The following is a 24,779-nucleotide window of genomic DNA, read 5'->3' on the forward strand; positions in this document are numbered from 1 at the left end:
GCGTGCACGATGTGAGCGTGATGGGCAGTCAGCGCCCGGAGGTCAGATGACGCGGCGCACCGCGTCGATCGGGAGCATGTTCCACGGGGCGTATTGGATCTGCTGTCCCGTCGTGGGCGCGTGCACCACGAGTCCGTTGCCGACGTAGATCGCCATGTGCTCGTTGCCGTCGTAGAAGATCAGATCGCCGACCTGGAGGTTCGACAGTGCCGGGGCGACTGCGTATCCGTCGTTGACCTGGTCGTACGTGGTGCGGCCGAGCTGCACGCCGGCGGCCTTCCACGCGGCCTGGGTCAGTCCCGAGCAGTCGTATCCGGGGTTGCCGATGCCGCCCCACTGGTAGTAGACGCCTATCTTCGACTTGGCGAACGCGACCGCGGTGCCGGCCCGCCCGGAGACCTGCGGCAGGGCGGCGATCTGCGCGGCGGTGATGTTCCAGTTCACCGCGCCCGTGCCGATCTGCTGCTGCTGCGCGACGGTCAGGCTGGAGAGCAGCGCTTGCGCCCGCCGGTTCTTCGCCAGGATCTGCGACTTGAGGTCCGCGGCCTGGGACTGCTCCTGCTGCAGCTGGGCGAGCCGGTCGGCTGCCTGCTTTTTGAGTACGGCCAGCTGCGCCTGCTGCAGCCTGAGCGACTTGAGCATCATCGCCTCGCTCTGGCCGAACTGCTTCGTCGCGAGCGCCTTCTGCAAGTATTGGTCAGGGTTCTGCGACAGCATCAGTGTCAGCGAGGGATCGACCGAGCCGGTGCGGTACTGCGCCGCGGCCAGTGGGCCCAGGGTCGAGAGCAGCGTGTTCATCGACGCCTGGGTAGTGGCGGCCTGGCTCTGAATGAGGTCGACCTGCCGCTGCAACTCGGCCATCTGCTCGGCCGCGGCGTCGTATCGGTTGGTGGCCTGCTCGGCTTGCGCTTGCAGGGTTTTGACTTGCGCCTGCACCTCGGCGACCGAGGCGGCGTGGCCGGTGTTCGCGGTCAGCGCGACGCCGGTAGCGGCGGCCGCGCCGGTGGTGGTCAAGGTGAGCGCGGTGCGCATGGTGGTCTTGCCGCGTCTATGGGAGGCCATGGGGGAGTACGACTCCTTCGATCAAGCGGGAGACACCGAAGCGTGAGAGCGGTGAATACACTCGCCGACGCTTCGGCGTGAGGTACGGGGGTGACTGCGGTGCCGGTCAGGTCCGGCTCGTGCCGGTCAGGTCCGGCTGACGCAGGCCAGGACCCATACGGGAGGGCCGCCGAAGGACCGCAGACGCGCGCCGCGAATGCCGCGCATGGCCGCGGCTATGAATCGTGTCCACGCCGAGCCCGTGGGAAGGGTGGCGAGTCCGAGCAGCAGAAGCGTCAGCAGCAACGTGCTGTCCTGCGGACGCAGCGGGACGCACATCGTGCCCATCACCGCGCAGCACGAATCGGCGGGGACCGCTTCGGTCCCGGCCGATGCGCTCGTCGCATTCATCGGTGCCATCGCGCTGCTCGTTGACGCCGAGACGACAGCGTCCTGCGCGACAGCGCGGTCCAGCGCGCTGGGGACGCAGGCGTCGGCGCCGGAGAGTCCGTGCATGAGGATGAACCCTGCGAGCACGGTGATCAGCACGGTCAACTGCCACCGGGACAGCAGTCGCGGTCGCGGCGTGCGGCTCGTGCGCACGGGGGGCGTGTCGCAAATCTGCATTCGGCCCCTCCTTTCCGTGCGCGGCCGTGACGGCGCGAGCGTCAGCCTAACCGACTGTCCGGAGCACAGCGCAAAGCGTCGGCAAAGATCCACGGGGCTCGTTGCGGTTGACGTGTCGCACGCCACTGATCCACGATGGGAGTACGGCGCGTCCGACGCCGAGCCCGACGGCCTGTCCCCAGCGGCCCTGTCGCGGCGAAGGGGGGCGTACTCCCGGGCTGATCTCACGCAGCGTGCACCGAATCCCGTCAGCGGGCCGGGCTGGGGCGGCCTTCGAGGGCGGAGGTTCAGACACGATGCCGGAGAACAAAGACCTCAAGCGGCTGGTACGCGGGCGGATGGCGGCGACCGGCGAGCGCTACACCGAGGCGTTGGCGCAGATCCTCATGCGCGCGCCGCTCACCCCGCTGCCCGGCTGGACGATGATGGGCGACCGGGCGGCGGACTACGAGTTCGGCCTGGTCCGCAACGACACCGAAGAGCAGGACCGCCGCGTCGCCCGGCTGCGGCTGCGCCCCGACGTGGGCAGGGCCCGCGGCTTCGGCACCATGGCCCAACGCATCGCAGCCACCGAATTCGCCGGCGCGCGGCTGGGTTTCCGCGGCGCGATCCGCACCCACGCGGTCGATTGGGCCTACCTCTGGCTGCGCGTGGACGGCGAGCACGGCGTGCTCGCGTTCGACAACGGGCAGGAGCGGGCGCCGCGCGGCACCCGCGACTGGACCGAGGCCGAAGTGGTCCTCGACGTCGCCGAGCAGGCGGTCGCCATCAGCTTCGGTCTCCTCCTGGTCGGCGGCGGGGCGGTGGACCTGGCCGACGTGAGCCTGCGTCAGGTCGACGCCTCGGTTCCGGTGACCGGCGGCAACGCTGGACCGGACCTCCCGTCCGCACCCCAGAACCTGGATTTCGCGGCCCTCGGCTGACCGCGTTCAAGCCAAATCCCCGGCCAATCGCCCGATGCTGGCCCGACCGTGCGCTACTCGGCTGACCTGGCCGCCGCGACGGCGGGCCGGCAACGGCCGTACGGCCCCTCGAGCCGAGGCCGACCGGCCCGAGTAGCGCGCTCGGACCCGGACAAGACTCGACATAGTGGCCCGGTGCCGCTTCACGCCCGCACCCGGCCTTGAGAGATCCGGTTCGCGGCGAAGGGCGGTCGTCATGTCCGCGATCGAGGAGCGCACGCGTTCCGCCTACCGCCACGGCGCGGCCGGCCTTTCGAGCGCCGAGGCGGCGCGGCGGCTGGAAGCCGACGGTCCGAACGCTTTGCCTGTGGCGCGGCGGGTGCGGCTGTGGCGGCGGGTGCTGATGCAGCTGCGTGACCCGCTGGTGGCGGTGCTGCTCGTGGCGGCCGCGCTCACCATCGGTACCGGCGACTGGACCGACGCCGGCGTGATCCTGCTGGTGATCGTGGTCAACACCAGTGTCGGCGTCGCGCAGGAGGTCAAGGCGGAGCAGGCGATCGCCGCCTTGGGGACGCTGACCGCGCCGCACGCCCGGGTGGTGCGCGACGGGCAACAGCGCCAGATCGCCTCGGCCGAGGTCGTGGTCGGGGATCTGCTGGTACTGGGGGAGGGGGAGATCGTCCCGGCCGACGCCGACCTGGTCGAAGCCGCGGCGCTGCTGGTGGACGAATCCGCGCTCACCGGCGAATCAGTGCCCGTAGACAAGGGCGCGGTGCCGGAGATTGAGAGTGACTCCGCTTCGGATCCCGAGTCGGATGGCTCGGGCTGGGCGCTTTCGGCGGGAACGGTCGTGGTGCGGGGCCGGGGACTGGCCGTGGTCACGGCGACTGGGACGCAGAGCGCAATGGGACGCATCGCCGCGCTGATGGCGAGCGGTCCCGTGCTCACCCCGCTGCAGCGCCGTCTGGTCGGCGTCGGCCGCGCACTAGCGATCGTCGCGGTGGTGCTGTGCGCCGTGGTACTGGCGCTCGGGCTCGCGCGCGGACAGTCGGTGGAGTTGATGGTGGTCACGGCGATCAGCCTCGTGGTCGCCGCGGTTCCCGAGTCGCTGCCCGCCGTGGTCACGCTCGCGCTCGCACTCGGCGCACGCCGGATGGCCGGCCGACAGGCGCTCGTGCGCCGCCTGCCCGCAGTCGAGACCCTGGGCTCGGTCACGGTCCTCGCCACCGACAAGACCGGGACGCTGACCGAGGGTGTCATGGTCGCCCGCGCGCTGTGGACCCCGAGCGGTGGGGCGGCGACGATCAGCGGCACCGGTTACGCCCCCGAAGGCAGCATCACGCGGGGTCAGCTCACGTTGAGTGCCGAGCACGACGCGGACGCCGCGGACCTGCTGGCCGCGGCGGCGATGTGCAATGACGCGATCCTGAGACCGCCGGACGACGGCCAGAACGCTGCGTGGAGCGCGCTGGGAGACCCGACCGAGGCGGCGCTTCTGGCGGCGGCACGCAAGTTCGGCGTCGATGTCAGCATGCTGGCTGAGCGGCATCCCCGCCTCGCCGAGGTGCCGTTCGACAGCGACCGGCGCCGAATGACCACAGTGCACGCACTGTCCGGCGGCGCGGTCCGCGTCATCTGCAAGGGCGCTCCCGAGACCGTGCTGCGCTTCCCGGTCCTCGACGAGCCCCGCGCGGTGATCGACGAGGCGCTGCGCCGCGCCGAGGACTACGCCCGTGACGGCCTGCGGGTGCTCGCCATCGCGCAAAGCGACAGGCTCTCGCCCGACCTGACCGACCCGGCCCAGCTTGAGCAGAGCCTGCGCCTGTCGGGACTGATCGGGATCATGGACCCGCCGCGAGCCTCCGCCGCGGCCACGGTCGCCGCGTGCCGGTCCGCGGGTATCGTCCCGCTGCTGATCACCGGCGACCACCCGGCCACCGCGCGGGTAATCGCCGCCGATCTCGGCATCCTCGAGCCCGGCACCGACGTGGTGGACTGCCGTGAGCTGTCCGCGATGGACCAGGCCGCGGTGCGCGCGGCGCGGGTGTTCGCCAGGGCGGTGCCGGAGCAGAAGCTCGCGATCGTCGAGGCGCACCGCTCGGCCGGGGACGTCGTCGCGATGACCGGCGACGGGGTCAACGACGCCCCGGCGCTGCGCCGGGCGGACATCGGCGTGGCGATGGGGCGGCGCGGCACCGAGGTCGCCCGGCAGGCAGCCGATCTGGTGCTGGCCGATGACGAGCTGGGCACCGTGGTCGCCGCCGCGGAGGAGGGGCGCCGGGTCTACGCCAACATCCGCCGCTTCCTGCTCTACGGCCTGGCCGGCGGCAGCGCGGAGATCGCGGTCATGCTCGTCGGCCCGGCGGTCGGGCTTGCGCTCCCGCTGCTGCCTTCGCAGATCCTCTGGATCAACCTGCTGACTCACGGGCTGCCGGGTGTCGCGCTGGGCAGCGAGCCGGTGGACCCGGACGCGATGAGCCGTCCGCCGCGCCCGCCGGCTGAGAGCGTGCTCGGCGCGGGATTGTGGCAGCGCATCCTGCGCATCGGCGCGGTCATCAGTGCCGTGACGCTCGGTGTCGCGCTGTGGGGACACGCGACCGGCCGCCCGTGGCAGAGCATGGCGTTCTTCGCACTCGGCACCACACAGCTGGCGGTCGGTCTGGCGTCGCGGGCCAGGCCGGGAACGCGTAGCAACCCGCTGCTGCCGATCGCGATCCTCGGCGCGCTCGCCCTGCAGCTCGCCGGGCTCTACCTCGCCCCGCTGCGCGACCTGCTGGGAACGCAGCCGCTGACGGCATTCGAATTGCTGATGGTCGGCGGCCTGTCCATCCTCGGTTACATCGCGCTCAAGCTTGATCGGCTCATTCCGTCCAGATCACCCGCGGAACCGGAGCCGACCCGTCGGCACGTGTGACGATCGGCTCTCCTACCGGTGACCCTCGGCCCGATGAGGCCGCCTACGTCTGGACGGAAACTGAGCTTGAGGGCGTGCGGCAGTCGCATCGTTCACCGATGCGTCGCATTGACGCGTCCGGCTGCCCCAGGCGGTGAGGAAAATGTCTGCTCGGTCATTCCTGAGCATTGGATTCACGGCGTGCATCACGCTGACCGTCGCCTCCGTCGCGGCATGTGGAAGCGGGAGCACGGACACCTTAGGCGCGCCCGCGACCACCGTGAGCTCGCCTTCGATTCCGACCGTGCCCCTTGTCCCGTCCACGGCGCGCAGTTCGCCCGCGGCTCCGCAGCACACATCGGCGGCGCCGTCCGGCAAGCCGTCGCCGAGCGCGCCGCAGCGCACGACCTCGCGCCCGGCGCCGCCCCCGACGGCCGCGCCGTTCCCCGCGCGCTTGGCCGGGACGGATTGGGAACGCATCCCCACCACGCGCCACGTCGTCGCGCTGACCTTCGACGCCGGGGCGAACGCGGACGGCGTCTCCTCGATCCTCGCCACCTTGCGCACCGAGGGCGTGCCGGCCACCTTCTTCCTGACCGGCGACTTCGTCAATCAGTTCCCTGCGGCCGCCCGGCAGATCGCCTCGGCCCAGCGCGTCGGCAACCACTCGATGGACCACCCGTACTTCACCAAGCTCACCGGCGCCCAGATCACCAGCGAACTGACCCGGGCGCGCCAAGCGATCGGCGCGGTGGCCGGCAAGGACCCGCACCCCTGGTTCCGCTTCCCGTTCGGTGACCGCAACAGTTCGACCATCGCCGCGGTCAACGCCTCCGGCTACGTGCCGGTGCGCTGGACCGTCGACACCCTCGGCTGGAAAGGCACCAGCGGCGGCATCACCGCGCAGATCGTGCGCGACCGAGTCGTCAACGCCCTGCAACCCGGCGAGATCGTGCTGATGCACTGCGGCTCGAACCCCACCGACCACACCACGCTCGACGCCGTCGCGCTGAGCGGCATCATCCAGACCCTCAAGGCCCGCGGGTACGGCTTCGTCACCCTCGACGCGCTCTGAGCTGAAGCGGAGGCAGCACCGATGTCGGACATCAGACACACCCGGCACACCACGAGGCACGTGGCCGAAAGCGTGGCCCTGGCCACCGTCAGCTACCCGGCGCTGCTGCGCAAGCGCTGCCTGACCTGGGGCGCGACGCACGAGGAGCGCGTGCGTGAGATGCCCGGCGACGACCTGCTGCCCTCGGCCGCCGTAGTCACGACCCGGGCCATCACGATCCACGCCCCGGCCTCCGCGGTCTGGCCGTGGCTGGTGCAGATGGGTCCCGGCCGCGGCGGCGCGTACAGCTACGACTGGATCGAGAACCTGCTCGGCCTGGGCATCCACAGCGTCGACGAGATCCTGCCCGAGTTCCAGCACCCGCAGGTCGGCGACGCACAGCGGCTCGGGAGGAAAGGTCCCGTGCTGCGCCTCGCGGTGCTCGAACCCGAGCGGGCCCTGGTCTTCCGCTCCGACGACGGCGCCTGGGTGTGGTCCTTCGGGCTCTACCCGCAGGGCGAGAGCACCCGGCTGGTCAGCCGCAACCGCATCACCCGGCCCCATCGCACGCCGGTCACCGCGGCGTTCGACATGTACGTGATGGAGCCGGGCAGCCTGGTGATGGAGCGCAAGATGCTGCACGGCATCAAGCAGAGGGCTGAGATGCTCGCGAGCGAACCGGCGGTCAGCGCGGTGTGACCGCCGGTTCGCGGGCGCCGCGGCTAGGCCGACGCGCGGGTGCGCCTGCGCGCGGTGAGGATCGGGACGAGCGTGAGCAGGAGCAGGAAGCCCTCGACGATGAGGCTGACGACGCCGAGCGGTTCGTTCCAGTTGCCCTTGTCGTCGGAGTAGTCGGGCAGGCCGGGCCCGCGCGAGAGGATGTAGCCGACGATGGGCCCGGCGGCGACGCCGAGCGAGAGCAGCCAGCCGAGCACGGAGCTGGACTGGATCAGCAGCAGCGCCGCGAGGACGCCGACGATCTCCAGCACGTAGTAGCCGGCGCCGACGTACGAGGGCTCCTTGCTGCCGGGTATGCCGCCCTGATCGATCACGTGGATGACGCTCACGCCCAGGCACAGCAGGGCGGCGGTGGCCCTGCGGGCGGCGTCGACGGCGGTGGCTTGGACGGTCTCGACGGTGCGTTCCTGCAACTCGACCATGGCGCGTTCTCCTCGCGTGGGCGCGGCGGCGGCTCCCGCACGGAATGCCGGGCCGACCACCTCGGGGGGCAGCGCTCGTTTTCCGTCGTGGCTATGAAGGCGGAATTCCGAGGCTTATTCGCGAGAGCACGCGCGCATGGCGCAGTGCCCGCGCGTCGCCGATTCCGTCGAACGCTGCGGTTGACAGGTGTGCGGTTATCGCTGCCTCCGGCGGCTCGATCCGCGCGCCCGCCCCGGGGCGCGAACCAGCACACGGCGGCACGCAGGGTGGTTCAGGCTGTTGGGCGGCAGCCTGTTGACGTGCATAAATCAAGTGTCCCGGAACAGGGTGGCAGCGCCTTTCCCAGAACACTGCTTCGACGGTAGGCGACCGGATCATGACCCGTCAAGAAGAATGATGAGGGTTTCATGAGAATTGACCGCCGTTTACCGGACCGCCGCAAGAGAGTTTACCTGGCGTGACTGATCTTGCTGCTGTGACTGATGTGACGAGTCGTGAGCGCGGAGTTTCGAAAACTCGGCTTGTTTCGAAAACGTAAAGCCGGTTTCGAAAGCCGCACACGCCCGCGTTTCCCAAGCCGAATAGGAGCACCCTGCGAAAACGGTTTCCGCCGCCTCGCGCCCGCAACGAGGGAGCGAGGCGGCCCCGTGAGTCAGCGCACGTCGATCTCGATCTCGATCGCGGGCCGGCAGTGCGCCGCCTCGCGCAGCACGCTCCTGGTCAGCAGCGCCCGCAACGCGTTCTTGCGCTCGCCGCCCAGGCTCGGCGGAGTGGTGACGAGCGCCGTGAGCGTTCGGCCCGCGCCGCGGTCCGCGGCGCTCACCGAGACGCGCAGGCCGTCGCGGCGGATCTCGTGCCGCGCGAGGAAGCGTTCGGCGCGGCGGGTCAGCTCCACGGCGAGGGCCGCGGCGAGCAGGTCCGACACGGCGTCGTGCCCGGACGGGCCGCCGACCGGATCGAGCAGCAGGTGCCGCCCGCCGACGTGCACCGCGTACTGCCGCGAGTCGATGTAGTCCACGTCGGTCGACCGCACGGCGGACGCCGCATCGCTCTCGGCGGCCGCGGCGTGTGCGAGCAGGTGGGCGGCGAGCCGGCGCGCCTCCTGCGGAGTGAAGCTCGCCCAGAGCGTGTCGCCGTCCTGCGGCAGTGGGCTGGTGCTGAGCGAGACCCGGGCCGCCGGATGCGCGAGCCTCTCCAGCCGCAAGCCGCTGACCGTGAATTCGCGTCCGCATGTGGTGCGCACCACGTCGCGGCCCAGGCGGCGTCCGGCGTCTTCGAGCCCGCGTGCCATCGGGCTCTCGGTGGACTGCGCTGTCACGGTACGCCTCCTCGTTCTGATACCCCGCTGGGTATAAAGGGGCAACGCTCGACCGGTCACGGGCATTCCGTTCTATACCCCCTCGGGTATGATGACGGATACCGGATGCGCCGGGCGACGGAGGCGATCACATGGCGGTTGTGGGCTACGGGACGAGTGTCCGGCTGAGCCGTCCGTTCAGCGAGACGGTCGACCGGGTGCGCGCGGCGCTCAAGGAGCAGGGCTTCGGCGTGCTCACCGAGATCGACGTGCGCGCGACGATGCGCGAAAAGCTGGGCGAGGAGATGGAGCCGTACCTCATCCTCGGGGCGTGCAACCCGCCGCTGGCCCATCGCGCGCTCGATGTCGAGCGCCGGATCGGCCTGCTGCTGCCCTGCAACGTGGTGGTGCGCGCCGACGGCGACGCGACCCTCGTCGAAGCGCTCGAGCCGCGCACGATGGTGTCGGTCACCGGCCGCGACGAGCTTGAGCCCATCGCGCAGGAAGCCGCCGCCAAGCTGGAGGCCGCGCTCGCCGCGCTCGACGGCTGAGCGCGGGAACCGGCGACCCGCCGCGCCGGGGCGACGCCCTTACTCAAGGAAGAAGCGGTAGGAGACATGCAGATCGCCACCGACACGCTCGCCGACGTGATCGTCCGGCTGCGCCGAGCCCAGGGCCAGATCGGCGGCGTTATCCAGATGATCGAGGACGGACGGGACTGCAAGGACATCGTCACGCAACTCGCCGCCGCCTCCCGGGCCCTGGACCGCGCCGGCTTCAAGATCATCGCCACCGGCCTGCAGCAGTGCATCCTCGAGGAGCGCGACGGCTCCGGGCAGGCGGTTATCGACCGCGAGCAGATGGAGAAGCTCTTCCTCGCCCTCGCCTAGCCCTCCTTCCGGCCTGCCCGCCTCAGGGCTGCACTGAATCAGCGCCGCGCTGAATCAGCGCCGCACTGTATCCGCCACACCTCATGTGGCGGCCGGGGGTCGTTTCTGGCCGCCTTCGGTCCAGACCAAGGTCTGCGATGGAAAGGGACGAATGCCCCTGCCTCGCGACATACCCCCGGGGGCATGCTTGCGGCATGAAGCGAATCGTGGTTCTGGGTGGTGCCACCGGCGGCACGCTGGTGGCCAACCGGCTGCGTCGCGCGCCGAGCATGCGCGAGGCGGAGATCACCGTGGTCGACCGGGATGACGCGCACGTCTATCAGCCCGGACTGCTGTTCACCCCGTTCGGGTCGCCCGAGCCGCGCTCGCTCGTGCGCCCGCGCCGCGCCCAGCTGCACGCGGGGATCGGCTTCCGCGAGGCTGGGATCGACCGGGTCGATCTCGACGCCGACCGGGTCTATCTCGACGACTCCTCGGCACTCGACTACGACGCGCTCGTCATCGCGACCGGCGCGCGGCTGCTGCCGGAGGAGACCGAAGGGCTGACCGGCGAAGGCTGGGGCGAGCGGGTCTTCACCTTCTACACGCCCGAAGGCGCCGAGTCCCTGCGCAAGGCACTGACACGCTTCGACGGCGGCCGCATCGCGGTGAACGTGGTGGACCTGCCGATCAAGTGCCCGGTGGCGCCGCTGGAGTTCTGCTTCCTGGCCGACTGGTACTTCCACCGCCGCGGGATCCGGGACCGGGTGGAGCTGACCTACGTCACCCCGCTCGACGGCGCGTTCACCAAGCCCGTCGCCTCGCGCGCCCTAGGCGGCCTGCTCGCACAGAAGGACGTGCAACTGGTCACCGAGTTCAACACCGGCGAGGTGGACGGCAAGCGCGGGCGCCTGATCTCCTACGACCAGCGCGAGGTCCCGTTCGACCTGGCAGTGGTCGTGCCGCCGCACGGCGGCGCGGCCTACATCGAACGCTCACCGGGCCTCGGAGACGAACTCGGGTTCGTCCGGGTCGACGCGGGCACCTTGCAGTCCCTCGCCAAGCCGAACGTGTTCGCACTCGGCGACGCCACCGACGTCCCCGCGTCCAAGGCCGGATCCGTCGCCCACTTCGAGGGCGAGACGGTGGAACGCAACGTGCGCGCGTTCCTCGCCGGCCGCACGCTGCCGGCGCGCTTCGACGGACACGCCAACTGCTTCGTCGAGACCGGATACGGCCGCGCGCTGCTGATCGATTTCAACTACGAGACCGAGCCGCTGCCCGGTCACTATCCCGCGGCGCTCGGCCTGCCGCTGCTCAAGCAGTCGCGCCTGAACCACCTGGGCAAGCTCGCCTTCCAGCAGGTCTACTGGCGCGCCCTGCTCTCCGGCCGGGACCTGCCTGGGATCGCCGCCGATATGCCCACCCGCGGCAAGAGCGCCGCAGGACTGGGCTGAGCCCCGCGCGGGCCGCTACCGAAAGGAATCCGATCATGTCGACCGCCACCTACTGCGGCCAGAGCGTCGAGGTCAACGACGGCGGTTTCTTCATCGATCCGTCGCAGTGGACTGAGCAGATGGCTCCGGAGATCGCCCGGGCCGCGGGCATCGGGGAGCTGACCGAGGCGCACTGGATGGTCATCAAGTTCATGCGCGCCGAATACGCCGCCAAGGGCACCGGCCCCACGGTGCGGGTGCTCGGCAAGAGCTCCGGGGTCAGCGTCAAGGAGCTCTACGAGCTGTTCCCCAAGGGCCCGGCGAAGACCGCCGCGAAGATCGCCGGCATCCCCAAGCCCCGCGGCTGCATCTGAATCAGCCGCAACTGAATCGGCCGCAACTAAAGCTGCTGATCCAGGAGCGCGAGCGCCGCACCGTGACCGGTGCGCTCAGTGAAAGGCACTGCCATGAGTGAGGGCATTGAGAAGCTATCGATCATCGTCTCGAAGGGCTCGCTGGAAGGCGTCTATCCGGCGCTGATCATGGCCAACGGGGCGCGGGCCGAGGGCATCGAGGCCAACCTGTTCTTCACCTTCTTCGGCCTCGACGCGATCAACCCGCGCCGCCACGCGCACATCAGGCTGGGCACGGTCGGCAACCCCGGCCTGCACCTGCCGACCCTGCTCGGCGCGTTGCCCGGCGTCTCAGCCCTCTTCACCCGGGTGATGGGCCGCCGGATGGCCAAGCTGGACATCCCGCCGATCCCGGAGTTCATCGAGATGATCGCCGACACCGGCGCCGGCCTCTACGCCTGCAAGGCCTCGGCCGACCTGTTCGGCCTCGCCGAGAAGGACCTGCTGCCTCAGGTCAAGGGCATCATCACGGTCGGCGAGTTCTACGAACTGGCCGCCGGCGGGCAGATCATCTACACCTAGGGCGGATCATCCAGCTGACACCCCTCAGCGGCACCCGGCGTGGTCAGGCGGCGCCTGACCACGCCGCGCTGTCGTCCGAGCCGAGCGTGCCCAGCGGCCGGGATACCGACCGGGCCAGCGACCGCGCGCCGACGACCGGGCGGGCCGCACGAGGCGGCATGACCTGCGTGGACTCCGGCAGCATCGCCAAGCGGCCGCGCACCGCGCGCCAGTCGAACTGCTCGCGCGTCGAAAGCCCGCATCCGATCGTGAACGCCTGCAAGGTCGCTTCCGCCGGAAGGGTGCGGTGCGCGAGCGTGTAGCGAAGCGCGTCCGTCGTGACCGGGATCCCGCGGTCCAGCGCCCGGTGCGCGATCGTCGCCAGATCGACTCCGGCCCAGCGCACCAGCCCCTCCAAGGCCGCCGCGAACTGCGCCCAGGTTCGCACCGCGCGCGGATCGGGCGGCCCGCCGGGCCGGAAGGCCGGGGCGGACACCGGCCGGCGGGTGACCTGCCGGGTACGGCGGCGGCCGGCCACGATGCGTTCGCGGGCCAGCAGCCACGCTTCGCGCTCCACCGGGTCGATGCCGCAGCCCGACACGAAAGCCTCCAGCGTGCGCGGCGTGGGGAAGGTGGAGCGGGCGACCACCGCGGACAGCCGCGACCAGCTCACCGGGTGCCCCGCGCCTCTGGCCGTCAGCTGGATCTGGCTCAGGCTTAGGCCGCGCCGGGCCTTGAGCTCGGTCAGCAGCGCGGAGAGCTGGGCCGGCGTCTCGGCGTCGCGCGGATCAAGCGCCGCGGCGGACGCGTGGGCGAGCCGCGGTTCGCCCGCCCGTGCTGAGAGGAACACCCGGGCCGCGCGGTGGCGCGCCGCCAGCCAGGCGAAGCACTGCGCGTCCGGCAGCCCGCTGCCCCGCGCGATCGCCTCCACCACGCCGGGCGTGGGGAATCTGCGGCCCTCCAGCGTCGCGAGCAGCTGCCGCTCGGTCACCGGCACTCCGGCCCGCTGCGCCCCGAGGACGAAGGCGGCCGTGCTCAGTCCGCTCCAGTCGCGCAGCGCGCACAAGTCGTCGATCAGCGCCGAAGGCTGCTCGATCAGCTCGGGATCGGGCGGGCTGGCCGGCGCGCGAAGACCGGCCACCGGGCTGTCGCCCGACAAACCATAAGCGCGAAACACCTGCCGCACCGCCGCCGCGTACAACTGCTGCCGGCCCGGACCCGGCCACGCCGCCTCGGCACCTGCGGACGGCGGCCAATGAGCGTCCAGGGCCCGCGCCACGTAGTGCTCGGCGGCCTCGAAGGCGGCCGCGGCCTCGGCAAGGCCGACCTTCCGCGCCGTACCCGCGCGCTCGCGCAGGGTCTGGGCCAGCGAGATCGGCGAGAGCGCGTCGGGCACGCCGGTCAGCGCCCAGGCGAGCCTACGGGTCGTGGCGATCACGCCGGGATCCGCCGCCGGCCACCCGCCGGCCCGCGCCGCGCTGTCAGAGTGCTTCGACGCTCTGGGGCCGGGAAGGGCATCCGCCTGCGCGCTACGCGCCACAGCCGCCGTATGTTCCGTCAGTGTCGCTTCCTGCGTGGACATAGCACGATCCTCGCGCCACGCCGTGGGCCGGAACCAGGGCCCATAGACCCGGATCGCCGCGCGGCCCGGGCACTCAACGCGGCGCGCCGACCGACAGCTGATCGACGACCTCGATGACTCCGTCGATCCTGGCGACCTGGTCCACCGCCCGGCGGGCGAGGTCCTCGTCGTCGACCGAACCGCTCAGCGTCGCGATCCCGTCGCGCACCCCGACCGTGATCCGGCGCAGCTCCTCGCCGGGCTCGGCCAGGATCACGCTGCGGAGGATCTCGTCCTGGATGTCGGGATCCGGCCGCAGGAAGATGCTGAGCAGGTCCTTCTCGCTCACGATGCCGACGAGCCGTCCGGTCGCGTTGACCACCGGCAGATGCTTGACGGCGTTGCGGTGCATCAAGCGAGCAGCCGTCGCGGCCTCGGTCAGCGGCGTGACCGTGACCACGGGGCTGGTCATCAGCGTCTGAGCGGAAACCGCGCGCATCCGGTGCGTCGCGTCCCCGGCGAGCCGGCGTGCCTGCTGCTCGATGAGATCCGCCGCGCAGACGATGCCGACCACGTGACAGGTGTCGTCGAGCACCGGGACGGCACTGATCTCGCGGTCGAACAGCGCCCGCGCGATGTCCTTGAACGGCGTATAGCAGTGCACCGAGACGACGTCGCTGGTCATGACGTCGCGTACCTTCGCGTTCATCGTCACCTCCCGAACAGCTTCAGTGTCCGGCGGCGCGCGGCACGCGAGTAGGGACGTTCGTACCGACCTGCCGCTCACCGGGCGCGGCGGCGCCGGTACCTGCGCAGTTCGTCCGCTCCCCACACCAGGAACGGGAACGGGGCCACCGTGGCCAGCTGCGCCGGGCCGAGCGCCGCGGTCCCGAAGGCGGCATGCAGCGGCGGCAGGTAGATCAACGCCGCGGCGAACAGCAGCGAGACGCCGATCCCGGCGAGCAGCGGCCGGTTCGACAAAGCGCCCACGGCGCGCAGCGAGGCGTGGTCGGTGCGCACCGCGAAGGCCGCGCCGATCTGGCAGGCCACGATGCCCAGCCACGCCGTCGTGGTGGCCTGCCGGTAGGCGCGATGCAAGGGCGTTCCCGCGCCCACCGCGGCGCCAGCATGCCAGCCCGCCCGCAGCAGGGTGACGAAGTACGCGGCCATGACCAGGCTCGCTGAGATCACGCCTAGGAAGCCCCATGCGCGCATCAACAGGGCCTTGTCGATGACGCCGTCGGTGCGTCTGCGCGGGGGGCGTTCCATGATTCCGGGCTCGGCCGGTTCGCGGGAGAGCGCGAGCGCCGGGAGCGTGTCGGTGCCCAGGTCGATGGCGAGGATCTGCATCACGGTCAACGGCAACGGGACGGCCCCGCCGCACAACGCGAACACCACGAAGGGCACGAGCTCGGGCAGCAGGTGCGCGAAGATGTAGGTGATGAACTTGCGCACGTTGTCATAGGCGCGGCGGCCGGCCTCGATCGCCGCGACGATGCTGGCGAAGTCGTCGTCGGTCAGCACCATGGTGGCGGCCTGCCGGGCCACCTCGGTGCCGGAGCGGCCCATCGCGATGCCGATGTCGGCGCGGCGCAGCGCGGGCGCGTCGTTCACCCCGTCGCCGGTCATGGCGACCACCTGGCCCAAGTCGCGCAGGGCGTCCGCGATGCGCAGCTTCGCCTCCGGGGCGCTGCGCGCGAAGACGAGCTCCCGGGGCGAGGTGAGCAGTTCGTCGAGCTCTGTCTCGCTCATCGACTCCAGCGCGCCGTCCGAGACGACGCCGGGCCGGGCGCCGCCGATGCCGACTCGCCGGGCGATCTCGGCGGCGGTCAGGCCGTTGTCGCCGGTGACCACGTGCACGCGAATGCCCGCGCCGTGCGCGCGTTCGATCGCCGAGGCGACGTGCGGCCGGGGCGGGTCCAGCAGGGCGACAAGGCCCAGCAGGCACAGGTTCCGCTCGACCGCGTCGCGCTCGTGCGGAACCGGCTCGCCCGGAGCGGCGGGGCGGTCGGCGATCGCGAGGACGCGCAGGCCGCGCCGGGCCCAGCGGTCGACGGCGCGCGCGGCCTCCGCGCGATCGCCTCCGGTCAGCGGCCTGCGCACGCCGCCGTCGAGCACGAAGCCGCACCGCTCGAGCACCACCTCGGGGGCGCCCTTGGTGTGCGCGACCCACGCAGCCGCGGCCGTATTGCCCGCGCCGGGCGGCCGCGTCGGCGCGGCGAGGTCCGCGGTGGTCATCAGCTTGAGCCTGGGATCGAAATGGAACAGGCCGCAGCGCCGCGCGTCGCGTTCGGAGGAGTCGACCGCGGCGCCGGCGGCGAGCGCCGCCTCGAGCAGCGCCAGCTCGGTCGGGTCGCCGAGGGCCGGTCGGTCCGGTCCGCCTTCCAGCACCGCGGTGGTGCACAGCGCCGCGGCGTGCAGGACGGACGGTGCGTCCGGCGGATTGGCTGTTGCGGCAGCGGTCGCGGCGGATCGGGACGAACTGGAGGGGGTCCACGTCCCGGTGACCGTCATTCGGTTCTCGGTCAACGTCCCGGTCTTGTCGGTGCAGATGACCGTGGTCGAGCCGAGGGTTTCCACCGCGGACAGCCGCTTGACCACCGCGCCGCGCCTGGCGAGATCGCGCACGCCCACGGCCAGCGCCAGCGTGATCGTGGGCAGCAGGCCCTCCGGGACGTTCGCCACCAGCAGGCCGATCGCGAAGCTGACCGCGGCGCTGAGCGAGAGGCCGGCGAGCAGGCCGAGCGGCAGGAACGCGACCGCGGCCCCGAGGCCGACCGCGGCGATCAACCACGCGACACGTTTGACCTGGCGTTCGAGCGGGCTCTCGTCGTGCTTGACCCGCTGGCTCAGCGCCGCCACCCGCCCGAGCTCGGTGGCCATGCCGGTGGCGGTCACTACGGCCCGCGCTTGGCCTGCGGTACACACGGTGCCGCTGAACACCAGATCCCGGCTGTAAAGCAACGGCCCGTCAGCGTCCTGCAGATCGGCCGCCCGATATACGGGCACGGACTCCCCAGTCACTGCCGACAGGTCCACTTCGAGGCTGCCGGAGCAGAGCCGGGCGTCGGCGCACACTCGCTCGCCCTCGTCGAGCAGCACCAGGTCCCCCGGGACCAGCTGCTCGGCCGGGACCTCCAGCTGCCGGCCGTCGCGCACCACCCGCGCCTGCTCGGGCAGGAACGCGGCCAGCGCCTCGACCGCGCGCTCGGCCTGCATCTCCTGCACGAACGCGAAGATCGCGTTCAGCACGATCACCGCGCCGATCGCCGCCGCGAGATTCGGCGTGCCGGTGACCGCCGCCAGCACGCCGGCCAGGGCGAGCAGCAGCGCGAGCGGGTGGGTGAACTGCCGCGCAAGCTCGCCCGGCCAGCGCCGCCCGCCGCGCCGGATCAGGCTGTTGGGTCCGTACGCGATCAGCCGGCGCGCCGCCTCCCGCTCCGACAGCCCGTCGGGCGAGCTGCCCAGATCCGCGAACAGGGCGCCGAGCGGTTCGCGCGGATCCGCGGCGACCTGCTGCACCGCCTGGCCTCCGGCCGCGGGGTGACGGGGTCTCAGGGTCGGCTGCGCCATCGGCTCGGCTCCGTTCGGACAGGTCCGCCGCGCGTCATTCAGACCCAGGCTTGACCCGGCCGGGCCGCGTCCCCAGGGCCGGCGGGCCCGCGTCCGAGAGGACCTGCGGCCCTGACCGTGCCGCCCTGGCCGCCGGACAGTCGAATCAGGCAGTGCTATCGGGCGCGGCCGGTCTGACGGTGCGCCGGAATGGGCCGGCGCACCGAGGCGCCGCGCCGTGCGGATCCAGGAGGCGATCGCCATGTTGCACACCAGGAAGTGGCACGCGGAGGTGTTCCTGTTCGAACAGGACGGCCAGACGCGGGCCGACGTGGTGCTCAGCACGGGGGAGAACACGCTGCACGGCAACGGCGTCGCCCGTTGCCACCCGGGCGAGGGCGACGTCCCGGAGATCGGCGACGAGCTCGCCGTCGGACGGGCGCTGGTCGACCTCGGCCGCAAGCTGATCGGCACCGCCGCGGAGGACCTCGAAGGAGTCGGAGTCCACCCGACCGGGCTGCGCAGCTGACCATCTGCCCGAGCCGCCCGGCACAGACCCACCCGCGAGCAGCCTGAAACGGAAGGTGAAGAGCAATGACGGCCGTGCGGATCGGCGGCATGAAGGTCGGCGTCATGAAGGAGAGCGCACCCGGCGAGCGGCGGGTCGCCGCCGTACCCGAGACGATCGCGCGGCTGCGCGCGTGCGGCGCCGAGGTCCTCGTCGAGCGCGGCGCCGGTGCCGCATCGAAAGCACCGGACGACGCGTTCGCCGACGCGGGCGCGGCCATCGTCGGCGCGGCGGAACTGGACGCCCGCGCGGATCTCCTGCTGTGCGTGCGCGCACCGGTCGGCGACCGCGCGGCCGGCTTTCGCGAAGGCCAGGCGATCCTGGGGCTGCTCGACCCGCTCGATGACAAAACCCTGATGGACGCCTGGGTCCGCGCGGGAGTCACCGTGGCCAGCCTCAACCTGCTGCCGCGCACCCTCAGCCGGGCGCAGGGGATGGACGCGCTGACCTCCCAGGCCAACATCGCCGGATACCGCGCCGTCCTGCTCGCCGCAGCCACCTACGAACGCTTCTTCCCGATGCTCACCACCGCGGCCGGAACCGCGCAGCCGGCCCGCGTCCTCGTGCTCGGCGCGGGCGTGGCCGGCCTGTCCGCTCTCGGCACCGTCCGGCGGCTCGGCGCGATCGCCACCGGATACGACATCCGGCCCGAAGCCGCCGACGAGGTGCGCTCCACCGGCGCGCGGTTCCTCGACCTCGGCGCCGCGGTCGCCGACGGCGGCGCGGCAGGCGGCTACGCCCGGGCGCTGTCCCTCGACGAGCGCGCCGCGCAGCAGGCGGCCCTTCAAGCACGCATCGCCGAGTTCGACGTCGTCATCACCACCGCGCAGGTGCCGGGCCGCCGGCCTCCGGTCCTGGTCACCCGGGACGCGCTCAAGGCGCTGCGGCCCGGCTCCGTCGTGGTCGACCTGGCCGCCGGACCGTACGGCGGCAACGTCGAGGGCTGCGAAGCAGGACAGACCCTCACCGTCGAGAACGGGGTCACCCTGATCGGCGCCGGAGACCTGCCCTGCTCGATGGCCGCCGCGGCGTCCGCCGCCTACGCACGCAACATCGCCGCCACTGCCGCGCTGTTCGTCCACGACGGCGCCCTGACGGTCGACCTCGAGGACGAGATCCAGAACGCCATCGTGATCGGACACCACGGCGCGTTCACCCACCCGGAACCGCACGGCGCCGCCGCGCTCGCCGGCGCCGCGCCGGAAACCCCTCGCCAGCCCATCGAAACCGGAGGCCCCGCATGAGCGCCGACCTGCTGTCCGATCTGACCGTGTTCGTCCTGAGCCTGCTGGTCGGCTTCGAGGTCATCAGCAAGGTGCCGGCGACGCTGCACACCCCGCTGATGTCCGGAGCCAACTCCATCCACGGCATCGTCGTGGTCGGCGCGATGCTGATAGCGGCGAGCGTGCACGGGCCGCTCGGATACGTGCTGGCCTTCTTCGCCATGGCCTTCGCCGGCATGAACGTGGCCGGCGGGTACCTCGTCACCGACCGGATGCTGCAGATGTTCCGCTCCAGGCCGGCCGCCGCCGACGGCAGGCGCGCCGTGGCGCGGGGCGACGGGAGTGGTCCCCGGTGAGCGTCTTCGACACCGTCGTCCGGCTGATCTACCTCACCGCGGCCGTCGGCTTCGTACTCGGCCTGCACCTGATGAACTCCCCGGCCACGGCCCGGCGCGGCAACCAGGTCTCCGCCGCGGGAATGATCGTCGCCGTGGTGACCACCGTCGTGGTGATCGTGCACGACAAGACCATCACAGGCACCGGCTGGGCCGTGCTCGTCGCCGGAGCCGTCTGCGGCGCGGGCGCCGGCCTCTACTCCGCGCGTACCGTGCAGATGACCGCCATGCCGCAGCTGGTCAGCATCTTCAACGCGGTCGGCGGCGGCGCCGCGGCGCTGCTGGCGATCGACGACCTGGTGCGCTCCGCGCACGTCATCCCGCGGGTCGCGGTGACCGGCGCGCTGGACATCGTCATCGGCGGCGTCACCTTCACCGGCTCGCTCATCGCGGCCGGGAAGCTGCAGGGCCTGATCCCGGGCCGGCCGCTGGTCTTCCCGGGCTCCCGCCTGGCCAACCCGCTGATTGCGGCGGTGTTCACCGGCGCCGCGGTGTGGCTGATCGCGCAGCCCAAGAGCACCGCGGCGCTGATCCTGATGACCGTCGCCGCCCTCGGCTTCGGCGTGACCATGGTCCTGCCGATCGGCGGAGCCGACATGCCGGTGGTGATCTCACTGCTCAACGCCTTCACCGGCACCGCCGTCGCGATGGCCGGCTTCGTGCTGGAGAACACCATGCTGATCACCGCGGGAGCGCTGGTCGGCGCGTCCGGCAGCATCCTGACCAAGCTGATGGCCGACGCGATGAACCGCTCGATCGGCAACATCGTGGCCGGCGGCTTCGGCACCGGCGACTCCGCGGCCCCGGTCACCGCGGGCATGGGCTCCGTGCGCGAGGTGACCGCCGACGACGTCGCGATCCAGCTGGCCTACGCGAGCAAGGTGATCTTCGTGCCCGGATACGGCCTGGCCGCGGCGCAGGCGCAGCATGAGGCCGCCGAGCTCGGCGAACTGCTCGAGCGCCACGGCGTCGAGGTGGACTACGCGATCCACCCGGTGGCCGGCCGGATGCCAGGTCATATGAACGTCCTGCTGGCCGAGGCCAACGTGCCCTATCCGCAGCTGAAGGAGATGGAAGAGGCCAACACCGAGTTCCCCCGCGCCGACGTCGTGCTCGTGGTGGGCGCGAACGACGTGACGAACCCGGCCGCGCGCCGCCCCGGCAACGCGGTCTCCGGCATGCCGATCCTCGACGTCGACAAGGCCAAGAGCGTCGTGGTCATCAAGCGGTCGATGGGCCACGGCTACGCGGGCATCGACAACGAGCTGTATACGGACCCGAAGACCGGAATGCTCTTCAGCGACGCCAAGAAGGCCCTTGCGGGGCTCGCCGCGGCCGTCAAGACGCTGGTCGGCTCCTAACACTGCACGAAGGCCGCGCCGCGAGCGGCCAGGCTTCTCGGCTAGCTGGTCGATCCGCGGCGCAGTGCTACGGCAAGCTCGGCGCGCCCTGCCACGCCGAGCTTGCCGTAGATGTGTCCGAGGTGGTTTTCGACCGTCCGCTCCGAGAGCCGCAGCTGATCGGCGATCTGACGGTTGCTCAGGCCGTCCGCGGCGCACCCGGCGATCTGCCGTTCGCGCGAGGTGAGGGTGCGCAGCGGGCCGAGCCGGCTGAGCAGCGGCGTACGTGCATCGCACTCGGCGGCCAGCACCAACGCGCGTGAGGCCGTCCGCGCGTCACGAGCGGCGCGACCACCTGGCCTTTCTCCGGTGGCCAGCGCGGCCGCTGCATACGCCTCGGCCGCGTAGAGGGTGAAACCGAGCGCGTGCAGTGCGTCAGCCGCCTCGCGCAGCGCGGCTGGCTTGCCGATAGCGTCGATCAGCCGGCGTATGCAGGCGCCCAAGGGCCAGTCGGCGGGGAGCGTGACCCGGTCCAGCAGCCGAGCCGCCGCCTGAGGAAAGCCGAGCCGGAACAGATCCAGCGCGCCCAGAACGGCGGGCGCGACCATGCCCTCGTCGGTCCAGCCGTGGGCCGCCTGCTCCAGCTGCTTCCCGGATTTCTCGGCGTTTCCGCAGGCGCAGTCGTGCCAGGACCAGGCGCGGACCACTTCGGTGCCCAGCGCGCGCAACTGCGTCGGCACGGGCATGGACGAGATGACCTCGGCCAGCCGCCGCGCCTGTACCCGATCACCGCGCTGCGCCACCGCGGACAGGCCGGTGGCCAGGCACCAGAGGCGGCCGTTGGGGTCGTGCGGTGCGTTCTCGAACAGCCGCGCGGCCTCGGCGGCTTGAGCGGTGGCCGCAGGCAGATCCCCGGCACCCAGGCACACGCTGGCCAGCCCCGCCCGAGCCCAGGCCTGGCCGACCAAGTCGCCGCGGTCGAGCGCGTCGTCGAGCGCGGCCCGCACGCGGGCGAGAGCCGCCTGCGGATCCCCGAAGTCACTCATCGCGCGCGCGGCAAAGGCGACGAGCGACGGTGCGGCGGCCCCTGCGTCATCATGCTGCCGGCGTTCGGCGATGGTCAGGTCGAAGGCGCGCAGCCCGGCACGGAAGTCGCCCAGGATCGGGTATGCCATCGCGGCACCGGCTGCGGCGAAGCCGCGCACTTCCGGCCACGGCGCGTCGAGCAGCGGCTCCAGTTCGCCGACCGCGGCGTCGAATCTGCCGCAGACGGCGAGCAGCAGGCCGCGGTGTGCCGCGAGTTGCGCTGCCGGCTGCGCCTGCGCGACCGTGCGGACCGCGGTCTCGAGGATGGCCAGGCCCTGGTCGAGCCGTCCGGTGATCCAGCTGATCCAGGATGCGTGCGCCGCAGCCAGCGCCGCCCGCTCCAGGTCGGATGAGGCCAGCTCGCCGAGTGAGTTCAGCAAGACGCGCGCGGCCTCGAAGCGGCCCGCGTCGACCATGGCCTCGTACAGCAGCAGGCCGTTGCCCACGTCACGGCAGTACTCGAACGCCGCCGCAGCGACACGCTCGCGTAGCCCGGCTTCGGTGCGCACGGCGGCCGCACGTCTGGCCGCGGCCGCGATCTTCTCCGGATCGGGCGCCCCGCCGCCCTCCAGTCGCCACACCGCCCAGCGCAGCAGATCCTCGCCCCGCCGCAGGCCGGTGGCCTCAAGCGCGTCAGCCAACTGCCGCGCGTAACCCAGCCGCGCCGAAACCGGGGTCGAGCGGGCGATCAGCTCGCGATAGAGCGGGTGGCAAATGCGCGTCGGCAGCCGCCGATCCGTCCGCTCGACCTCGATCAGGCCGCGCCGCTCCAAGGCCTCGACGATTGGCCGTTCGACCAGGCTGAGCAGCAGCCGCAGGCCCACCCCCGGAGCGAGGGCCACCAGTTCGAGTGCGGCGCGCTGCGGACCGCTCAGCCCGGTCAGGCGCCCTTCCAGCAGCTGCATAAGGCCGCTTGAGTTGCCGGCGATCCGCTCGAGCCGCCAGAACCCGTCCTCGGCGCGCCGCAACGTGCCGGCCGACGCCGCGTCCAGCAACAGCTCCCTGATGAACAGCGGATTGCCCGCGCTGAGCCGGTGAATCTCGCGCGTCGTCCCGGGGGAGACCTCGCCGCCCAGCGCGCCGGCCAGCAGGTCGGTCACCTCGTGTTCCCCGAGCGGATCCAGGTCGACGCGGCCGAGCAGCCCTGCCGCGAGCAGCGCACGCAGCGCGTCTGGAAGGTGAGCTCCGGCGCGCACCGTGGCGAGCAGGCGCACCCGGCCCGCGGTCAACCACTGCTCGACGACGAGCGCCGAGACGTCGTCGAGCAGATTCGCATCATCGAGGACGAGCAGCCGCGGCGAGTCAGCGTTAGGAGAAACGGCCGACCCGCCCTGCGCACTGCCCGACCCGCCTGGAGCAACACCGAGCGCGCTGAAGGTTTCAGGCCGCGTCGAGTCGGAGCCCCTCAGAAACCACGGCGCGTTGCCCGCGGTTTCGTACCGAGCCGCCACGTGTCGCATCAGCCGGGATTTGCCAACACCCGCCGGACCGCAGACGACCGCCCCCTTAACTGCGGCGTCGCCGACCAGTATCCGTTCCAGGGTCGCCGTCTCCACGATGCGACCAACGAACGGCCACTGACCAGCCAAAGCCAAGCCCGCTGCGGCGTCGATCGGGCGCGTCGCAGAGGGGTTCATACCGGCGCAGCGTACCCGTCCGCCGCGTGTGAGTGGTCTCGCTTGCGGCGTTGAGTACTCGCCACTCTCGACGCCGGCGCGCACCTGGCCCATCCTCGGATCCGAACTCTGACACGAAGGGACCAAACGCCGTGCGTCAACCAGCGCGTTCCGCCCGTTGGATGGTCAGTGGCGCAGCCGCGCTCTCGATCATTCTGCCCGCACAGGGATCCAGCGCGGCCGCACGCGCCGACGCCGTCAATCCCGCGCCCGACAACGGATTCGCGGCCACCGGCCCGTGGAACACCCCGCTGCCGGCCAACGTGCCGCTGGCACCCAACTCGCAGGCGATCGTCAACAACCTCATCCAGGACAAGCAGAACAACGGCGGCCTGTGGGCGATCAACACCGACACCTACTCCGCACCGATCTACTACGTCGGCCCGGACACGCCGCGCACGCAGTGGACGTACTCCGACTGCCAGAATCTGCCGCAGCTCGCCCCGGTGATCGCCGACTCGCTCGCCTCCGTGCCCACGCCGCCCGGCCTGCTGGTATCGCAGAGAACTGACGCGTCCGTCGCGATCTACCAGCCCTCCACCGACACCTACTGGGACTTCTGGCGAGCCCAGCAGGACGCGAACGGGCACTGGTCCGCCTGTTGGGGCGGCAAGATCGAGCACTACAGCACCAACCCCGGCACCTTCACCAACCCGCTCGGCGCCTCCGCCTCCGGCCTGCCGTTCGGGGCGTACCTGATCCGCGCCGACGAACTGCGGCGCGGGCACATCGACCACGCCATCAACCTCGAGACCGTGCGCACGCAGGCGAACTGCTTCTCCTGGCCGGCCACCCGCGACGACGGCAACACCCCGGGAGCGGACATCCCCTGCGAGGGCCAGCGGTTCCGCCTCGACCCGACGTTCAACGTCAACACACTGATCGACCCGGCCGCGCGCACCATCGCCCGCGCCATGCAGCAATACGGCCTGGTGCTCACCGACACCGCCGGCGCCCTGGTCACCCAGGCCGAGGACCCGCGCCCGCTGGAGGCCGGCAACGGCGGAGTCGACCCGTACAACCAGCTGTTCGACCCGACCGGCACCGGGATCATCCCCGAAAGCCTCTCGCGCTACCTCGTGCTGGTCGGCATCCCGCTCAATCGGCTCCAGGCCCTCCCGCTCAACTACGGCGAACCAGGGCACTGACCCAGCGCCGGTCGAACGCCGGGACCGCACGCCCCG

General features: G+C 71.6%; 22 protein-coding genes. 14 read left to right on the plus strand and 8 right to left on the minus strand.

Annotation, left to right across the window (positions count from 1 at the left end; translation table 11 throughout):
* Positions 1-42 precede the first annotated feature (42 nt).
* Entirely contained in the window at positions 43-1,062 is a 1,020-nt protein-coding gene (locus tag VFA06_RS04730; RefSeq protein ID WP_324839149.1) for a C40 family peptidase, read from the minus strand.
* 126 nt (positions 1,063-1,188) lie between these two features.
* Positions 1,189-1,668: a hypothetical protein gene (locus tag VFA06_RS04735; protein WP_324839150.1), complete on the minus strand. Its 480-nt coding sequence runs from the start codon at positions 1,666-1,668 to the stop codon at positions 1,189-1,191.
* Between the two features lie 296 nt (positions 1,669-1,964).
* Here VFA06_RS04735 and VFA06_RS04740 point away from each other — a divergent pair, with 296 nt between their 5' ends.
* From VFA06_RS04740 to VFA06_RS04755, 4 genes are all read left to right on the plus strand, one after another.
* Positions 1,965-2,591, plus strand: a complete 627-nt coding sequence (locus tag VFA06_RS04740) for a hypothetical protein (RefSeq protein ID WP_324839151.1) — start codon at positions 1,965-1,967, stop codon at positions 2,589-2,591.
* Between the two features lie 235 nt (positions 2,592-2,826).
* Positions 2,827-5,484: a cation-transporting P-type ATPase gene (locus VFA06_RS04745; protein ID WP_324839152.1), complete on the plus strand. Its 2,658-nt coding sequence runs from the start codon at positions 2,827-2,829 to the stop codon at positions 5,482-5,484.
* A 283-nt stretch (positions 5,485-5,767) separates the two neighbouring features.
* Complete coding sequence (locus tag VFA06_RS04750) at positions 5,768-6,538, plus strand: polysaccharide deacetylase family protein (RefSeq protein ID WP_324839153.1); 771 nt, start codon at positions 5,768-5,770, stop codon at positions 6,536-6,538.
* Between the two features lie 21 nt (positions 6,539-6,559).
* The gene (locus VFA06_RS04755) at positions 6,560-7,216 is read left to right on the plus strand and encodes a hypothetical protein (RefSeq protein ID WP_324839154.1); all 657 of its coding nucleotides are present in this window, start codon (positions 6,560-6,562) and stop codon (positions 7,214-7,216) included.
* 23 nt (positions 7,217-7,239) lie between these two features.
* On the opposite strand, the gene VFA06_RS04760 is transcribed toward VFA06_RS04755, so the two are convergent.
* Together VFA06_RS04760 and VFA06_RS04765 are read right to left on the minus strand one after the other, a co-directional pair.
* Positions 7,240-7,677 (minus strand): hypothetical protein, encoded by a 438-nt coding sequence (locus VFA06_RS04760; RefSeq protein ID WP_324839155.1) that lies wholly within the window; start codon positions 7,675-7,677, stop codon positions 7,240-7,242.
* Between the two features lie 653 nt (positions 7,678-8,330).
* On the minus strand, positions 8,331-8,996 hold the full coding sequence (locus tag VFA06_RS04765) for a hypothetical protein (protein ID WP_324839156.1): 666 nt from the start codon (positions 8,994-8,996) through the stop codon (positions 8,331-8,333).
* A gap of 131 nt (positions 8,997-9,127) precedes the next feature.
* Between VFA06_RS04765 and VFA06_RS04770 the strand changes: the two genes are divergently transcribed.
* From VFA06_RS04770 to VFA06_RS04790, 5 genes are all read left to right on the plus strand, one after another.
* A complete protein-coding gene (locus tag VFA06_RS04770) occupies positions 9,128-9,526 on the plus strand; it encodes a DUF302 domain-containing protein (protein WP_324839158.1) in 399 nt (132 codons plus the stop codon).
* A 66-nt stretch (positions 9,527-9,592) separates the two neighbouring features.
* Positions 9,593-9,865 (plus strand): metal-sensitive transcriptional regulator, encoded by a 273-nt coding sequence (locus VFA06_RS04775; RefSeq protein WP_324839159.1) that lies wholly within the window; start codon positions 9,593-9,595, stop codon positions 9,863-9,865.
* Between the two features lie 194 nt (positions 9,866-10,059).
* A complete protein-coding gene (gene sqr / locus VFA06_RS04780) occupies positions 10,060-11,301 on the plus strand; it encodes a type III sulfide quinone reductase, selenoprotein subtype (RefSeq protein ID WP_324839160.1) in 1,242 nt (413 codons plus the stop codon).
* Between the two features lie 35 nt (positions 11,302-11,336).
* On the plus strand, positions 11,337-11,654 hold the full coding sequence (locus VFA06_RS04785; RefSeq protein ID WP_324839161.1) for a TusE/DsrC/DsvC family sulfur relay protein: 318 nt from the start codon (positions 11,337-11,339) through the stop codon (positions 11,652-11,654).
* 93 nt (positions 11,655-11,747) lie between these two features.
* The gene (locus tag VFA06_RS04790) at positions 11,748-12,215 is read left to right on the plus strand and encodes a DsrE/DsrF/DrsH-like family protein (RefSeq protein ID WP_324839162.1); all 468 of its coding nucleotides are present in this window, start codon (positions 11,748-11,750) and stop codon (positions 12,213-12,215) included.
* A 43-nt stretch (positions 12,216-12,258) separates the two neighbouring features.
* Here the strand turns inward: VFA06_RS04790 and VFA06_RS04795 are convergent, their stop codons facing one another.
* From VFA06_RS04795 to VFA06_RS04805, 3 genes are all read right to left on the minus strand, one after another.
* The gene (locus VFA06_RS04795; RefSeq protein ID WP_324839163.1) at positions 12,259-13,632 is read right to left on the minus strand and encodes a hypothetical protein; all 1,374 of its coding nucleotides are present in this window, start codon (positions 13,630-13,632) and stop codon (positions 12,259-12,261) included.
* Between the two features lie 217 nt (positions 13,633-13,849).
* Complete coding sequence (locus VFA06_RS04800) at positions 13,850-14,464, minus strand: CBS domain-containing protein (protein WP_324839165.1); 615 nt, start codon at positions 14,462-14,464, stop codon at positions 13,850-13,852.
* 74 nt (positions 14,465-14,538) lie between these two features.
* Positions 14,539-17,328 (minus strand): cation-transporting P-type ATPase, encoded by a 2,790-nt coding sequence (locus tag VFA06_RS04805; protein ID WP_324839166.1) that lies wholly within the window; start codon positions 17,326-17,328, stop codon positions 14,539-14,541.
* Positions 17,329-17,569: 241 nt separating this feature from the next.
* Between VFA06_RS04805 and VFA06_RS04810 the strand changes: the two genes are divergently transcribed.
* The 4 genes from VFA06_RS04810 (at position 17,570) to VFA06_RS04825 (ending at position 20,854) form a co-directional block, all read left to right on the plus strand.
* The gene (locus VFA06_RS04810) at positions 17,570-17,836 is read left to right on the plus strand and encodes a DUF1876 domain-containing protein (protein ID WP_324839167.1); all 267 of its coding nucleotides are present in this window, start codon (positions 17,570-17,572) and stop codon (positions 17,834-17,836) included.
* 65 nt (positions 17,837-17,901) lie between these two features.
* Positions 17,902-19,119: an NAD(P)(+) transhydrogenase (Re/Si-specific) subunit alpha gene (locus VFA06_RS04815; RefSeq protein ID WP_324839168.1), complete on the plus strand. Its 1,218-nt coding sequence runs from the start codon at positions 17,902-17,904 to the stop codon at positions 19,117-19,119.
* Positions 19,116-19,454, plus strand: coding sequence for an NAD(P) transhydrogenase subunit alpha (locus VFA06_RS04820; protein WP_324839169.1), 339 nt, complete (start codon positions 19,116-19,118; stop codon positions 19,452-19,454). Before VFA06_RS04815 ends, VFA06_RS04820 begins: the two co-directional genes overlap by 4 nt.
* On the plus strand, positions 19,451-20,854 hold the full coding sequence (locus tag VFA06_RS04825; protein ID WP_324839170.1) for an NAD(P)(+) transhydrogenase (Re/Si-specific) subunit beta: 1,404 nt from the start codon (positions 19,451-19,453) through the stop codon (positions 20,852-20,854). The genes VFA06_RS04820 and VFA06_RS04825 overlap by 4 nt, the downstream gene beginning before the upstream one ends.
* Positions 20,855-20,895: 41 nt before the next feature.
* Here VFA06_RS04825 and VFA06_RS04830 read toward each other — a convergent pair whose 3' ends face one another.
* Positions 20,896-23,556, minus strand: a complete 2,661-nt coding sequence (locus VFA06_RS04830) for a LuxR C-terminal-related transcriptional regulator (RefSeq protein ID WP_324839171.1) — start codon at positions 23,554-23,556, stop codon at positions 20,896-20,898.
* A gap of 161 nt (positions 23,557-23,717) precedes the next feature.
* Between VFA06_RS04830 and VFA06_RS04835 the strand changes: the two genes are divergently transcribed.
* The gene (locus tag VFA06_RS04835; RefSeq protein WP_324839172.1) at positions 23,718-24,743 is read left to right on the plus strand and encodes a hypothetical protein; all 1,026 of its coding nucleotides are present in this window, start codon (positions 23,718-23,720) and stop codon (positions 24,741-24,743) included.
* Positions 24,744-24,779: the final 36 nt, after the last annotated feature.

It is taken from the genome of Actinocrinis sp. (assembly GCF_035653575.1).
Classification (GTDB): Bacteria; Actinomycetota; Actinomycetes; order Streptomycetales; family Catenulisporaceae; genus Actinocrinis.

Excerpts from the sequence above, each read along its gene's own strand:
- VFA06_RS04730 (WP_324839149.1), bottom strand. The coding sequence starts at position 1,062 with ATGGCCTCCCATAGACGCGGCAAGACCACCATGCGCACCGCGCTCACC.
- VFA06_RS04735 (WP_324839150.1), bottom strand. The coding sequence starts at position 1,668 with ATGCAGATTTGCGACACGCCCCCCGTGCGCACGAGCCGCACGCCGCGA.
- VFA06_RS04740 (WP_324839151.1), top strand. The coding sequence starts at position 1,965 with ATGCCGGAGAACAAAGACCTCAAGCGGCTGGTACGCGGGCGGATGGCG.
- VFA06_RS04745 (WP_324839152.1), top strand. The coding sequence starts at position 2,827 with ATGTCCGCGATCGAGGAGCGCACGCGTTCCGCCTACCGCCACGGCGCG.
- VFA06_RS04755 (WP_324839154.1), top strand. The coding sequence starts at position 6,560 with ATGTCGGACATCAGACACACCCGGCACACCACGAGGCACGTGGCCGAA.
- VFA06_RS04760 (WP_324839155.1), bottom strand. The coding sequence starts at position 7,677 with ATGGTCGAGTTGCAGGAACGCACCGTCGAGACCGTCCAAGCCACCGCC.
- VFA06_RS04770 (WP_324839158.1), top strand. The coding sequence starts at position 9,128 with ATGGCGGTTGTGGGCTACGGGACGAGTGTCCGGCTGAGCCGTCCGTTC.
- VFA06_RS04775 (WP_324839159.1), top strand. The coding sequence starts at position 9,593 with ATGCAGATCGCCACCGACACGCTCGCCGACGTGATCGTCCGGCTGCGC.
- sqr (WP_324839160.1), top strand. The coding sequence starts at position 10,060 with ATGAAGCGAATCGTGGTTCTGGGTGGTGCCACCGGCGGCACGCTGGTG.
- VFA06_RS04785 (WP_324839161.1), top strand. The coding sequence starts at position 11,337 with ATGTCGACCGCCACCTACTGCGGCCAGAGCGTCGAGGTCAACGACGGC.
- VFA06_RS04790 (WP_324839162.1), top strand. The coding sequence starts at position 11,748 with ATGAGTGAGGGCATTGAGAAGCTATCGATCATCGTCTCGAAGGGCTCG.
- VFA06_RS04800 (WP_324839165.1), bottom strand. The coding sequence starts at position 14,464 with ATGAACGCGAAGGTACGCGACGTCATGACCAGCGACGTCGTCTCGGTG.
- VFA06_RS04805 (WP_324839166.1), bottom strand. The coding sequence starts at position 17,328 with ATGGCGCAGCCGACCCTGAGACCCCGTCACCCCGCGGCCGGAGGCCAG.
- VFA06_RS04810 (WP_324839167.1), top strand. The coding sequence starts at position 17,570 with ATGTTGCACACCAGGAAGTGGCACGCGGAGGTGTTCCTGTTCGAACAG.
- VFA06_RS04815 (WP_324839168.1), top strand. The coding sequence starts at position 17,902 with ATGACGGCCGTGCGGATCGGCGGCATGAAGGTCGGCGTCATGAAGGAG.
- VFA06_RS04820 (WP_324839169.1), top strand. The coding sequence starts at position 19,116 with ATGAGCGCCGACCTGCTGTCCGATCTGACCGTGTTCGTCCTGAGCCTG.
- VFA06_RS04830 (WP_324839171.1), bottom strand. The coding sequence starts at position 23,556 with ATGAACCCCTCTGCGACGCGCCCGATCGACGCCGCAGCGGGCTTGGCT.
- VFA06_RS04835 (WP_324839172.1), top strand. The coding sequence starts at position 23,718 with ATGGTCAGTGGCGCAGCCGCGCTCTCGATCATTCTGCCCGCACAGGGA.